This is a genomic window from Desulfitobacterium elongatum, assembly GCF_055378975.1.
In genome coordinates this window covers 2,889,546-2,903,139 of the sequence record NZ_AP038772.1, presented here as the reverse complement: position 1 = coordinate 2,903,139, position 13,594 = coordinate 2,889,546, and the positions used below count along the sequence as shown (strand labels likewise).

Annotated in this window: 11 protein-coding genes; 10 read left to right on the top strand and 1 reads right to left on the bottom strand. The window is 42.3% G+C overall.

Annotated features, from left to right (window positions below; translation table 11 throughout):
- Positions 1–65 precede the first annotated feature (65 nt).
- The 8 genes from ACZ42W_RS13510 (at position 66) to ACZ42W_RS13475 (ending at position 10,447) form a co-directional block, all read left to right on the top strand.
- Positions 66–1,034, top strand: coding sequence for a hypothetical protein (locus ACZ42W_RS13510; RefSeq protein WP_464165873.1), 969 nt, complete (start codon positions 66–68; stop codon positions 1,032–1,034).
- A 211-nt stretch (positions 1,035–1,245) separates the two neighbouring features.
- Entirely contained in the window at positions 1,246–1,680 is a 435-nt protein-coding gene (locus tag ACZ42W_RS13505) for a GNAT family N-acetyltransferase (RefSeq protein ID WP_464165872.1), read from the top strand.
- Positions 1,681–2,066: 386 nt separating this feature from the next.
- A complete protein-coding gene (locus tag ACZ42W_RS13500) occupies positions 2,067–4,802 on the top strand; it encodes a LuxR C-terminal-related transcriptional regulator (protein WP_464165871.1) in 2,736 nt (911 codons plus the stop codon).
- 190 nt (positions 4,803–4,992) lie between these two features.
- Positions 4,993–7,143: a molybdopterin-containing oxidoreductase family protein gene (locus ACZ42W_RS13495; protein ID WP_464165870.1), complete on the top strand. Its 2,151-nt coding sequence runs from the start codon at positions 4,993–4,995 to the stop codon at positions 7,141–7,143.
- Positions 7,134–7,640, top strand: coding sequence for a molybdopterin dinucleotide binding domain-containing protein (locus tag ACZ42W_RS13490; RefSeq protein WP_464165869.1), 507 nt, complete (start codon positions 7,134–7,136; stop codon positions 7,638–7,640). The genes ACZ42W_RS13495 and ACZ42W_RS13490 overlap by 10 nt, the downstream gene beginning before the upstream one ends.
- 124 nt (positions 7,641–7,764) lie before the next feature.
- The gene (locus ACZ42W_RS13485; protein ID WP_464165868.1) at positions 7,765–8,010 is read left to right on the top strand and encodes a 4Fe-4S dicluster domain-containing protein; all 246 of its coding nucleotides are present in this window, start codon (positions 7,765–7,767) and stop codon (positions 8,008–8,010) included.
- Positions 8,011–8,260: 250 nt separating this feature from the next.
- Positions 8,261–9,271, top strand: coding sequence for a sigma-54 interaction domain-containing protein (locus ACZ42W_RS13480; RefSeq protein WP_464165867.1), 1,011 nt, complete (start codon positions 8,261–8,263; stop codon positions 9,269–9,271).
- 123 nt (positions 9,272–9,394) lie between these two features.
- A complete protein-coding gene (locus tag ACZ42W_RS13475; RefSeq protein ID WP_464165866.1) occupies positions 9,395–10,447 on the top strand; it encodes a trigger factor in 1,053 nt (350 codons plus the stop codon).
- Between the two features lie 163 nt (positions 10,448–10,610).
- On the opposite strand, the gene msrA is transcribed toward ACZ42W_RS13475, so the two are convergent.
- Positions 10,611–11,144 carry a peptide-methionine (S)-S-oxide reductase MsrA gene (gene msrA, locus ACZ42W_RS13470; protein WP_464165865.1) on the bottom strand — a complete coding sequence of 178 codons (534 nt, stop codon included), beginning with the start codon at positions 11,142–11,144 and terminating at the stop codon, positions 10,611–10,613.
- Between the two features lie 521 nt (positions 11,145–11,665).
- Between msrA and ACZ42W_RS13465 the strand changes: the two genes are divergently transcribed.
- A complete protein-coding gene (locus tag ACZ42W_RS13465; RefSeq protein WP_464165864.1) occupies positions 11,666–12,583 on the top strand; it encodes an ABC transporter ATP-binding protein in 918 nt (305 codons plus the stop codon).
- The gene (locus tag ACZ42W_RS13460) at positions 12,570–13,580 is read left to right on the top strand and encodes an ABC transporter permease (protein ID WP_464165863.1); all 1,011 of its coding nucleotides are present in this window, start codon (positions 12,570–12,572) and stop codon (positions 13,578–13,580) included. Before ACZ42W_RS13465 ends, ACZ42W_RS13460 begins: the two co-directional genes overlap by 14 nt.
- Positions 13,581–13,594 lie beyond the last annotated feature (14 nt).

Below are 13,594 nucleotides of genomic sequence, written 5' to 3'. Positions count from 1 at the left end.
AGGAAATGCTAATAAACATGACTTCGTAAATAGTAGATATTAGCGTTTAAGGGGAAGACAAATATATGTCAGGTTCAACACTTACGATTATCCTCAGTTTTACGTCGGGGATTTTTTCCTTAGTCGGGCTCATGTCCATTTTCATTTCTATGAATAGCCAACATAACGTACAGCGTAGTCGTGAAATTCTCTGGAGCCTAGCTTCTTTGCCCTACGAGAAAAATATATTTTTAGAGAAAGGCACCATTGGGAAGGAAGTCTTTCGTAAATTTATACTCTATGAGCAAATACTTAACGAGAAACATGATTTTTCGAACATCATTATTCGATTTGCTCAGATAGCCTTAGGGTTCTGTATTCTAGTATGGACCACCATGGCTTTTGACCACATGGTTTCAAATAGGCCCTATAAGGAAATCATTTACCTCATCTGCGGTTTAGTCCTTTCACTTTCTCTCACCTTCTATTTTATTTTTAAGATTTTTGGCAACCTGAAAACTACAAGTAAAGTGGGAAGGCTGCCGACCGTTCCTGAAATCATAGATGCTGACAAAGTAAACCAAAGCCTAAGTGTTGTAACTCTTGCAGCAATATCCTCCTGTTTAAGATTAGTTGATTCAAAAGTCTATCTGGGTTTTCCGTTGCCCTTTAAAAATTTAAGAGTCAATATAACCTTTCTTAACTCCAAGGAAGAAGCCCTTCCAGTAACCTTCGGTTCTCGGGTGAACATGAAGGAGTGTATGAAGACGTTTAAAAAACTTGAACTTAACGAGTTTGTCATATTAGACGACGACTACTGCTGGTACCCTATCCAAACGCTTCAGAACAAAGGACAACGTCAAAAGGGTGTCTTGGTCACCCTCGAAATCATGAGTCAGCAAGGGTTTGTGACAACTGAATTCTACATCGAAGAATTCTCAGGAGACAATGAAACGAGCTTGAATATCTTCCCTTACTCGTTTGAAGAACGATTTATTAATCGGATAAGTGCTTTGGATCCCTTTAGTATTTATCGGGAACAGAGTTCCAGTTAAGGTTTGCCTATTTTCTAGTGTTTCATATTCAATAGGAATAAAATTTCATTTAAAACGTTTAGAAATTTATATATACTGAAGGAAAAGAGGGGAGGACATCAGAATCGAAAATTTAATAATAAGCAATCCCACTCAAGCCGACATTAAAGCAGCCTATCAGGTTTTTGAAGCATCAATTCCTGATGCTTATGAAAAAGAGGGACTTGGGCTTTTGAAAGAAGATATTCATAGGGAAATTGAGCACAAGAAGCATTTGCTTGACGTCTCAATGACCCCAACGGATTCAAAACCCTATTTTCTTCTTGCAAAACTCGAGGAGACTGTTGTTGGCACGATCTCTTTTGCGCCCTGTGGTGAGGATATAAAAAAATGTACCGAAAATCAGCTTGATGGGATAGGTGAACTGGGCAGCTTATACGTCTTGCCAAGTTTTCAAGGACAAGGTGTAGGTTCAGCATTGATTCATGCTTTGGTAACCTACCTTTCTGAACAAAGGATAGAGCAATTCTGTCTAGACAGTGGCTACAAACGTGCGCAGAAGAGATGGTTAAGGAAATTTGGAGAACCCTATAAAGTGGTAAAGGACTATTGGGGACCTGGTTTTGACCACATGATATGGCTTTGTAAAGCACAGGGTGTTAATTGACAAGACCAGGCCTTTCTAGCCTGGTCGTATTCGATTTTTAGGAAATTAAATCTAGAATACAAGCCCCAGGGCAATAAGCATAAGAATAGCAACAACGACGATAGCAACACCGCAACCAAAAAATAACATCGGTCATCCCTCCTTTTCCGTTATATAATAGGATATTCTTGGTGTTTTTAACTGCCACAAAATGGAAAATCACAATTTCAGAAGAGTATATCCAGGACAAACTCAACACCTATTCTTTGTGAAACCAGCAAAAGGATATCTTATTAACACGTCGAATTAATAAAACAATTTAATAGCATTCCCACTCGAGCATCCTATGCATTCATAGAATTCCTGTTAAGGTTAAATTATTTAGAAGCCAGTTAGGAGGACGGAAAATGTCTTGTGAAAAATCGAGCAACGAATCCAATTATGTAGTAGCTAACGAGAATCTGATTTTTTCAAAGTTACATTTACCCACATTGCCTCCTAACTTTGTGAAGCGTCCTCAGTTGCTGGAACGCCTTCACGAAGGTTTCAATTATAAACTAATTCTCGTTTCAGCGGCGGCTGGATACGGAAAAACTATTCTTTTGGCCGATTGGTGCAATGGCTTAAAAAAGCAAAAACTACCTCAGAAGGATATTGTCTGGTTCACTGTAAATGAAATTGATAATGATCCTTCTCTTTTTTGGGCACATATACTGACTGCTATGGATTCAATTTGGAAAGGCATCAAAGAGGACGTTTATCCAAGCCTTCAGTTGATTCACTCAAAATCGATTGAACAATTTTTGACGGTGTTAATTAATTACCTTTCACGCATTGTCGCTCAACCTTCTTCGGCACAAAAACATTATGTGCTTGTTTTTGATAACTATCACCTCATACACAATAAAGAGATTCATAAATCCCTATCTTTTTTAATCGACCTGATTCCTTCGGAAATCCACCTTGTCATTTCTACACAGGTAACACCGCAGCTCCCCTTGGCCCGTTTACGAGCCAGGAATCAATTGCTGGAATTGACGGCAAGCGACCTAATGTTTAGTCATGAAGAAGCGTCTATCTTCCTCAATGAGAAAATGGGATTAACTCTATCTACAGAAGAGATATCCGCTCTGCAGGATTATGTTGAGGGTTGGATTATAGGGTTGCAGCTTTCGGCCTTGTCCATAAGGGAAAATATCCGAAAAACGAAAGCTGGTAGTCGATATGGCAATCGCTATATTGAAGAATTTCTTTTATCCGAGGTTTTTGACGGGTTAACTGAAGAAATCACGAATTTTTTACTCGAAACCTCTAATTTTAATCGCTTTAACTCTGCTTTATATGACTCTATCAAAAAAACAAACCATAGCCAAAGCTTGATAGAACAACTCGAACATCTGAATTTGTTTATCATTCCGCTGGACAACGATGGTGATTGGTACCGTTATCACCATTTCTTTAGAGACTTCTTGCAAAAACGTTTTAAAGCATATCATCCCCTACAGGAGACCGACCTACACCTACGGGCAAGCAAGTGGTTTGAGAAAAATGGGTTTATGTCGGATGCAATTGAACAGGCTCTCTGTGCCAATGATATTGATTACATCGTTCACTTGATATCATCCGTTGGAAATCTTCCCTATCATCAGGATATCTATGCCATCTATAAGTGGCTGAAAAAAATCCCAACCGCAACCATCCGTGCCAATCAAGCCCTTTCCAAGTTAGCTGCCTGGACATTCATTTACCTGGGGTGCCCCAAGGATAGCTCTGAATGGTTTACTCACGAGCTTCCCCTTGAAGAAGATAAAGCCGGACATACGCGTATTGAGACAGAATGTATTCTAGCTCTGGGGGCGTCATTAAGCGGGAATTACGATTTAGGCATTCAGCTTTGCAATAAACTGCTTGATGAATTTGAAGAATCTTCAAACCAGAACATGTGGATGCAATGTCTGTTGTTTCATAGCCTGGGTGAATCTTATGAACGCGTTGGGTGTCTGGAAAAAGCAGAGAAAATGTATATGCAGGCTAGAATTATTTCCGAATTGGACGGATCTGTTCAGGTTTCTCTGTTTTGCAGTTATGAACTTGGTCTAATGCAATATCTTCACGGAAATTTAAGGCATGCAGTCGAGACGTATCAACAGGCCTTAAAGGATTCCACGACCAATAGTTTTGCCGGTGGACTATATAGCGGGTTGGGACGGGTTCAATTGGAATGGAATAATATTGAGCAAGCGGCTTTCAATATAGGAAAAGCTATAAAAATACTATCCCTTTCCGGAAATATTGATATGCTCCTCGAAGCCTATATTGCTCAAGTGCAATTGCTTATGGCACAACAGAAGCATGCTGAAGCGTCTGAGCTCATAATGAAGGCGGTTTATATAGCTGACAATAACATTATTCCGCGGGGGGTAGATTTACAGGTTTTAGTTTGCCAGGCTCGGCTTGCTCTTGTTCGCGGGAATGTGTTTCAAGCAGAGAAAATAGAAAAAAGATTAGCAAGTAAAGTTTCCGCACTCGATATTACTAATTTTCTAAGCTGGCAATGTGTTAGGGTTAGAATTTTGATGGCTGAAAACAAGATGGAAGAGGCGCTGGAGCTATTGTCCGAATTATCTTTGAAAGCCGATAAGGGAAAGCTTGTATCTGTACTTTTAGAAATGATGGTCTTAAAAGTCATTTGTTTTCAAGCCTTAAGGAAAAAATCACAGGCTATGATCCAATTAATTGAAGCGCTTAAATTGGCCGCGAAGCAGGGCTATATTCGAGTGTTTTTAAATGAAGGAAATACCATTGGAATGCTTCTCTATGAGATTTTATATGATCGCAGGACTGATCAAGTCTCATCTATATTTAAAAAAAGTTTATTGCAAGCCTTTGTCAAAGCAATTCCAACATTAGAAACCCAGTCAGAAACAGTTAATACCCTCAATTCGTTAAATGAAGCGCTTACTGAACGCGAACTGGAAATTCTTACATTATTAAATCAGGGGATGTCACGTCAGGAAATCTCGGAGTATTTAAAAATCACAATAAATACCGCAAAATCTCACATCAAGAATATTTATAACAAACTCGAAGTCCATAATCGTTCGGATTTATTTCGTGCCTCAGTAGAAAATAAGCTTTCGTAGGTCTTTAACTTCTACAAAAGCATTGAACAAAATGATTAACCCGATAAGGGTTATTTTTTTTGCTTTTTACAGCGTCTCACCCCCCTTATCACCCCCTAAAATCATTCGACGAAGAGCATGTTTTTTATTGTGAAATATTTTATTTTATTATCATGGCATTTAAAAATAAATACATTAAGGAGGCCAAGCAATGACCCAAATCTCACTGGAAGGTATGCCAAATAAGGGAATTGATGAGAATGGCGTACAATGGACCAAATCACGGTGCTTTTTCTGTCACCAAAACTGTGCCATCTACGTCGGGGTTAAGGATGGGACAATCGCTGAGATTCGCCCTAATGAAGAGCAGGGGACTGTCCTGTGTGAAAGAATGGGTAAAAAGGGTGAAAGAGCCATCAAGTTTCATTATCACCCCAAACGCATTAACCATGCCTTGAAACGCGTTGGCAAGCGCGGCGAAGACAAATGGGACGAAATCCCTTACGAACAGGCTCTCGATGAAATCGCCACAAAGCTTCAGAAGCTAAAAGATCAATACGGACCGGAAACCCTCTGCGTTTCCGAGGGAACCTATCGCTCTGATCATTTATGGGCGCGTTCCCGTTTTACGAATCTCTTTGGCAATCCAAGCAATATTATTGACCCGGGTACAATCTGCTGGTGCTGGACTTACACCATCAATATGTCGATTGTCGGCTGGCCGATTGAGAATATGATGCCACCCTGGGGAGCAGAATCTAATACTATGGTGTTCTGGGGAGTGCGGACTGATGAAAGATATAGTCCGAAATCTCCGGTATGGCGGACCATTATGGGAGCTATGCAGCGTGAAGGCAAAAAGCCCAGCATAATTGTTGTGGACCCCGTTTGCACCGATGCGGTGAAATACGCTGATTCTTGGTTGGCAGTCAAACCAGGTACTGATCTCGTCATGATGCTGGCTTGGGTGAATTACATCATCAGCAATAAGCTGTATGATGAAGATTTCCTTAAGACCTGGACCAACGGCCCCTTCTTGATTCACAAGGATAATCAGCAGTTAGTGCGCGGTTGTGATATCGACAAAGATGGTAAACAAGAAGATTTCGTAGCCTGGAATGCAAAGAAAGGCAGTGCAACCGTTTGGTGTTCCGATGAGAACCGTTACTATGACAGCGAGGTCGAGGCGCCTTTGTACGGTGAATATGAGGTTACTTTTGCTGATGGAAGCAAAGTACTCTGCGTGACTGCCTTTGACGCTATTGCGGAACAGATGCAGGAATATACGCTTGAACGGGCTTCGGAAGTCACCGGTGTACCCGCATCAAGTATTGAACAAGCAGTTCGCATCTACGCAACCAATGGTCCGGCCTTCATCGGCTGGGGCGTCGGCGGCGGCGACATGCATGGCTACAACGCGACTAACTCAGCACTTGCTAAGACATTATTGCGTTGCCTAACCGGTAATATTGATAATGTTGGCGGTGAATATGTTGGCGACCCGGGTCGTGTTGGACCGAACGGGGAGAAAAATTTCCCGCTGCGTGACTCCGAACTGGAGCTGTCCGAGACTGTAACCCCTGAAGCCCGTGCGAAATTCCTCGGCAACGATCAATTTCGGATCATGGCTTGGCCAGGCTTTGAAAAAATTGATAAGTGCTACCAAAAGATGTGGAATATCCCGCGCCCGATGCTTCATCAATTATTGGTTACGCCGCCCTTGGCCTGGGATGCTATTCTTGAAGAAAAACCCTATCCGATGAAGGCCATGATCGTTTGGAGTTCCAACCCGATGGCTTGGGCACCGAATACCAAGCATGTCTACGAGGCACTCAAAGCGCTAGACCTGCTGGTTGTAGTGGATTACTGGAAGACGCCTACCGCAGCTATAGCTGACTATATTATCCCCGCAGCCGACTCCCTAGAACGCCCCATCGCCACAACGATTGAAGACTCCTTTGACTTGGTTTTAGGTGGGGACCGTGCCGTTCAGCCGGAAGGCGACAGGCGTGTAGACTATGATTTCTTCCGTGGCTTGGGAATACGTTTGGGCCAAGAAGAAATGTGGCCTTGGGAAACTTACGAAGATGTCATCGCTCACCGTGTAGAACGAGCAGGGCTTAGTTATGAGGAATTTGTCGACGCCACGATGTATATGCCACCTGATGGGTTCCAAGCTGAAAAGCATAAGCAATTCCTTCATAATGGACAATTGCGCGGTTTTGCTACACCATCACGCAAGGCTGAAATCTTCCGAGTGTTATCCAGGAGCTTGGTTATAAGCCGATCCCGTACTATCGTGAATTGCCTGAAACTCCGGTTAGCAACCCTGAGCTGGCCAAGGAATATCCATTGCGCCTGACCATCAGCGGCCGTTGGTCACCGATGTATCACTCCGAGCACCGTGTTCCGGGAACCGGAACTCGCTCGATGTTCCCCTATCCAATCGTAAAAATGCACATGAGCGATGCTCGTGAGCTTGGCGTTCGCGACGGAGATTGGGTCTGGATCGAAACACCACGCGGCCGGATTCGTCAAATGGCAAAATTGGGATGGGATATTGTTGAAGGTGTTGCTCAGGCACAACCCAGCTGGTGGTTCCCTGAGCTACCCGCTGAGGAACCCTGGTCACAAGGCGTTTTTGAATCAAATGGTAACGTCTTAACCGATGACTCCATCGAATCTCTGGATGAGGGAACCGGATCGTGGGTCACCCGGGGCTTGCTGTGCAAAATTTATCCCTGCATCGATCCCTATGATCGTGTTGATGACAATATACCTGTTGAAGAGTTCAAGAAGGGTGACACTTTCTGGCACAAGGAATATAGTCATCTCAAAAATTTTAAGCTAAATAAGTAGTCTGTTATTTTCCCAGACTTATGCATGAGCAGAAGGATTGTTGTTTCAGGGTTTCAAAATGCCCGAAACAACAATCCACTTTCAAAAATAGATTTATAATATTAGATCCTAAAGTTGAATTAAGGTGAACGTTTTGACGGCATTTTATAATCCGTATCACTACTATTCCCGAAGTGTTTTTATTAATCCTTCTTCCTGCAACAGATGCCGCTTTTGCATGAAGGTTTGTCCCAGAGGCGTAATTGGAACTAATGAAGAGCAAAAAGTAGTAGTCCTTCAGTCAAGCCGCTGCATTCGATGTATGGCCTGTACTAAAATTTGTCCTTCCGGAGCAATTAAAGTGAAGATTGATTCTGTAAGGGAAAAATAGAGAGCAAAAACTACTGCTGGAATCACATGAAAGAGAGGAATATTACTATGTGTTTTCGTCCGGCTACAACACAAAAACCTGCTAAATGTCCCGCCTGCGGAACAATAAATCCACCGAGCAACAAAACCTGTAAGCAATGCCAAGCTGACTTGAAGCAGGAAAAAGATAAAAAGTAATTTATTCGGAAACGAGGGAATGTCTCAAAGCTTTTGAGGCATTCCCAGTTATTTGAAGAAAGAAGAGAACAGGTGTGATAATTAACATGGGGCAGCCGCAAAAAGTTGACAGCATGGTTCCTAACCATCAAGAGAACTCAAAGATGTACACATTTGAAGATATTATTGGAACTAGTCCAGTTCTCCATGAAGCCATTGAAGTGGCCAGACATGTTAGTGAAACACCTTATAATGTCTTACTGAATGGCGAAAGCGGTACAGGAAAAGAATTATTAGCTCAAGCGATTCATAATCAATATAGTGCTGACGGACCATTTATTCCTATCAATTGTGCTTCTTTACCCAGGAGCTTAATTGAAAGTGAATTATTCGGATATGAAGGAGGATCTTTTACAGGTGCAGAACGAAGAGGTCGTCAAGGTAAAATTGAAATGGCACATGGTGGAACGCTTTTTTTAGATGAGATTGGCGATATGCCACTGGAAGTTCAGCCTATTTTATTACGGGTTCTTGATGATAAAAAAGTATTAAGACTGGGTGGCAATCGATATATTCCTGTGGACTTTCGCTTAGTAGCGGCGACGAACAAAAATCTCTATAAAATGGTCCAGGAGAAAAAATTTCGCAATGATCTTTATTATCGTTTGTCGACATTTAAGATTGAGCTGCCTCCTCTCAGACATAGAGGGAGGGATATCACTTTCCTTGCCCTGTTTTTTATTGAAAAAATTAGCCGCAAATTGAAATGCCCCAAGCCGGAGTTAAGCCCAGAGGTAGACAGTCTTTTGAAAGAGTTCTGCTGGCCCGGAAATATAAGGCAATTAGAGAATGTCATGACTTATGCGGTTGTCATGGCTAAAGATGGACTTATAAAAATTAGTAACTTGCCAGATGAGCTCAAATATCGTAACTCACTCAATGGAATTACAGACAGCCTGTCTTTAAAGGAAATAGAAAAAGAAAAAATACTAGAGGCAATAGAACAAACCCGGAATAATATGGATCAAGCCTCGAAGCTCTTGGGTTTATCAAGAACTACGTTATATAGAAGAATTAAAGAATATGGAATAAAGTTAAACGCCTAAAAGAGAATCCGCTTCCTGTTAATTTAGAGTTCCGAACCAAGACAATTTTCTTAAGAAAGCGAGAGTAGCGCTTGCTTTTTTAATCATTGTTCGAGTAATGCTAAAAAATAAGGGGAGAGAATCATGTCTGCTACACTGCTTAATGCCAACACAGAAGAAGCGAGTTTTCTGATCGACATAGACGCAAGGACCTTTGAAAATGCGTTGATGGAGGAATATAGAAAGGCTCCAGCGTCGAAAAAGATGAAATCAGCACCAACATTTCTGAGCAACCAGGCTCTGCTGGGACAATATCCTGAACTGGAGAAAATTGCTGCACAGGCACTGGAAAAGCTTATGCCTTCCTATTTTTTGAGCGCTATCAATGAATTTCGTCTCCGACCCATTTCGTTCCCTAATATCATGCCGAGAGCTGCGAAAGTGGGGGAGCCTTGCGTTGTCGAAGTGCGGGTTGCCCTTGAACCCGAATTTCAGCTCACGCAATTCGAAGGGTTGGTGGCGTCGTATACACCGGTAATCGTTACTGAGGATGACATAGCCCGGCAACTTGACGGCCTGCGCAAAAGTTATGGTGCCGATAACAACGACTCAAAACTTCTTGAAAAAATGCACTTTGCTTCAATCGAAGCGCTGAAAGAAGACATCCGCAGTTCTCTCACATTGGTGGCCCAAGAAAAAAACAATTTTAACAGAAAAGAAGCCGTGATGAATAAACTCCTCGAGGCAAACCCAATTAATCTGAAGGAAGAAATCATTGAGCAGCAGATCATGGGCGAGATCAACCAATTACGCCAGCAAATGGGACCGCAATACATTGAAAGCTATATGAAATCTTCGGGGCGTACACTGGACGATTTTAAAAGAGAAGTTCGTCCCCAAACCGAAGCAATGATCAAAAAGAACCTGCTGCTCAAGGCTATATCAGAGAAGCTATCACCTGAGGTAACCGAAGAAGATTTAAAAGAAGCAATCTCCAAACAACCGTGTTCACACATGGATCTTACGATTGATTATGAACAGCGCCGCAAGCACATTGATGAAGCTCCGGGGGCTTTAGATCAGACTAAGAATTCCATTAGGGTGGAGAAAGCTGCCGACCATATCGTTGCCAAGGCCATCCTCAAGGAAAACAAACCCATGGCTATTTTTGACGAACTTCCTGATTATATGAAGTAGCTGCGAAATCAATAGTGAAAACGGATATGACATACAGTGGAGACAGAGCGGGGTAATTCCAAAGCACCCCACTTTTATAATGCATACGTTAAAACCCGCAATCCGTTTTGGATAGCGGGTTTTTGACATTTGGACTTATGACGATATAAGAAGATGCCTTAGCTTATTTTTTGTTCTGGCCCCAGATTTTATCGAAAAATTCGTCCCTACCTGATTTTTGGCGATACTCACAATAAAAATTAGGATTTTTTAAATAATATCCTTGTTGAGAATCATCGGCGCGATAAAAAGGCGTTACAGGAAGAATTTCTGTTACGATGGGCTTCGAAAAGATTCCGCTTTCCGCCAAAGCCTTTTTCGATTGTTCAGCCAGCTGTTTTTGTTTCTCGTTATGATAGAAGATTGCAGTTAAATAGGTATATCCTCGGTCGATAAACTGCCCTTCATCATCTGTCGGATCAATTTGTTTCCAAAAGGTAGCAAGTAATCTCTCATAAGAGCAGAGTTCAGAATCGTAAGATATTTGAATGGCTTCTAAGTGGTCGGTTTGCCCCAGGGCAACTTGTTCATAGGTTGGATTTTCCACCAAACCACCGGTAAAACCTACCGTTACACTCTCCACCCCCGGTAATTCTTCAAAGGGTGGAACTAAACACCAAAAACAACCACCAGTAAATGTAGCAAGTTCTTTTGACAACTTATTTAACCTCCCATACATTTTGTTACAATCTAACACAAAAGAAAGCAAAAGCTTTTCCATAAATATAACCATGCAATTTTAATGCCAGAAATTTTGCTGATGTGAAGCCTATGTTAATCATGATTTTATTTTTAAAAGTAATGATTTCTTTATCATATTGGGAAATTAAATTTCAAAATGACTAGGACATAAAGGGTGTAGATGGACTCCAAGTTTTGGGTTTACGAGGCTCCGGTAATCAACTGCAAGCGCTGTGAGATGATCATGTCAGATGAATGCCATAACCCGAGAAGAGCTTCCATGGCCTTTTCTCGGGTTTGTTTATTGATAGACTAATTTGGGCCAAATACATCGAAGAGGAGAAAACTGAGCTTTTCAGCATATACTCAGCTAACTATCAGTTTCCTTTCAGGAAGCCAATATATACTAAAAAAGACTATAGGTTTTTTGCACAATGAACGAAGGAAGTTGCATTTATAGTGATGTAGCCCCTTGTTTTTTCAGAAGAGGAGAAAAATATGCAACAAACGCCAGTATTGGAACTGACTAACTTAGGAAAAACCATTAAAAGGAAGGACATCGTCAAAGGGGTGAATCTCACGCTTTACCCCTCTCAAATCTTTGGCTTTTTAGGTCCGAATGGCGCAGGAAAGACGACGACGATCCGGATGATTGTCGGATTAATCAAACCGACAGAAGGGTCCGTCCGTATCTGCGGCCACTCGGTAACCCAGGATTTTGTCAAGGCACTCTCTAACGTCGGCTGCATCATCGAGAGCCCCGATATGTACAAATACTTAACAGGAATGGATAACTTGTTACAATTTGCTGCCATGAATAAAACGATTACTCAGCAGCGGATCGCTGACGTGGTGGAAATGGTCGGTCTCCAGCATCGAATCCAGGACAAGGTCAACACCTATTCTTTAGGAATGCGGCAACGTCTTGGAATCGCTCAAGCCATCCTGAGTAAACCTAAGCTTCTTATTTTAGATGAACCCACCAATGGCCTTGACCCCGCTGGAATTACAGAGTTTAGACATTTAATCCGAAAACTTGCCTATGAGGAAGGTATGACCATCTTCATCTCAAGCCATTTACTCTTGGAAATTCAGCAGATGTGTGATAGCGTTTCCATCATCAAGCAAGGGAGGGTCATTAAAACGGCCCAGGTTCAGGAGATCTTGCAGGATTATACCATTGAATGGCAGTTGGATGATCCTGAGAAAGCCATCGCCCTTCTCAGGGAGCATTGGTATATCGAAGCGACTCGGTTAAAGAAGAATACCCTCAGCGCGGACATAGGTAAGCACCCCCTCGATAAGCTCAATGAGTTTTTTATTCGAGAAGGCCTCGCTCTCAGCTATTGCACGAGAAAGCAGCGCACTTTAGAAGATCTATTTTTAGATCTTACGGAAGGTGATGAAATTGTTTAACCTGGTTGAAAATGAAATCATTAAAATGCTTGCCAAGAAACGCCTTCTATTTATTTTGGCCATTCTGGTGGTGCTCATCGCGGGTTTTGCCTATGGGCAAAACCAAAACTTGCTAAGAACAAAGGCACAACTCACTCACCGAATGGGAATCACGGCGACAAATGACTGGCACACGTTGGCTGATCAGCAGTTAACCGATATGAAGGGCCGACTGAACAGCCCGTATATGGATGAAAAAAGTAAATCCTCACTCCAAGTCCGCATGGAACAGCTACAATACAACCTGGATAATAATATCAATCCACTCGATCTGTCTGCTGCAAAATTCACAACCCGCTACATGGAGCAAGCGATTTTTTTGTTTTTCCCTCTTTTAGTCATCATGTTAGCTGCAGATATGGTATCCGGAGAAGCCTCAAGCGGAACCATCAAACTCCTTCTCGTCAGAAACGTTCCGCGCTGGAAAATCCTGCTGAGTAAGTATATCACCCTGTTAATCTTTGAGGTTGTCGTGTTGTTTTTTGCCTTCCTGTTTTCTGTACTCATTTCAGGCTACTACTTTGGTTTCGGAGGATGGTTTGCTCCGGTGGCGGCAGGGTTCAAAGTCATCGGCGGAAAGTTAGACACCTCCCTGGTCTATAATGTTCCGCAGTGGAACTATACCCTCATGGTCTATTCTTTAGCTTATTTTGTGGCTGTCGTCGTTGGCAGCATCTCCTTTATGATATCGGTTCTCGTCAAAAGCACCGCGGCTTCGATCGGCATTATCATGGCCTCTCTCATCGCAGGTAATTTCATCAGCTATTTTCTCGCAGATTGGCAGATTGCCCGTTACATGTTTATGGTCAACCTTCGTCTCACCGATTACTTATCCGGATCGGTCCAGCCGATCGAGGGGATGAATATGCTTTTCTCAATTACAGTCCTCTCAGTTTGGGCACTTGCCTCGATTATCGTTAGCTTCGTCTATTTCACACGACAAGATGTCTTGGTCTAAGCTATCCTCGCTAA

What these genes read in the sequence shown, in the direction of transcription:
- ACZ42W_RS13510 (WP_464165873.1), top strand. Translation starts at nt 66, where the DNA reads ATGTCAGGTTCAACACTTACGATTATCCTCAGTTTTACGTCGGGGATT.
- ACZ42W_RS13460 (WP_464165863.1), top strand. Translation starts at nt 12,570, where the DNA reads ATGAAATTGTTTAACCTGGTTGAAAATGAAATCATTAAAATGCTTGCC.
- ACZ42W_RS13495 (WP_464165870.1), top strand. Translation starts at nt 4,993, where the DNA reads ATGACCCAAATCTCACTGGAAGGTATGCCAAATAAGGGAATTGATGAG.
- ACZ42W_RS13500 (WP_464165871.1), top strand. Translation starts at nt 2,067, where the DNA reads ATGTCTTGTGAAAAATCGAGCAACGAATCCAATTATGTAGTAGCTAAC.
- ACZ42W_RS13475 (WP_464165866.1), top strand. Translation starts at nt 9,395, where the DNA reads ATGTCTGCTACACTGCTTAATGCCAACACAGAAGAAGCGAGTTTTCTG.
- ACZ42W_RS13465 (WP_464165864.1), top strand. Translation starts at nt 11,666, where the DNA reads ATGCAACAAACGCCAGTATTGGAACTGACTAACTTAGGAAAAACCATT.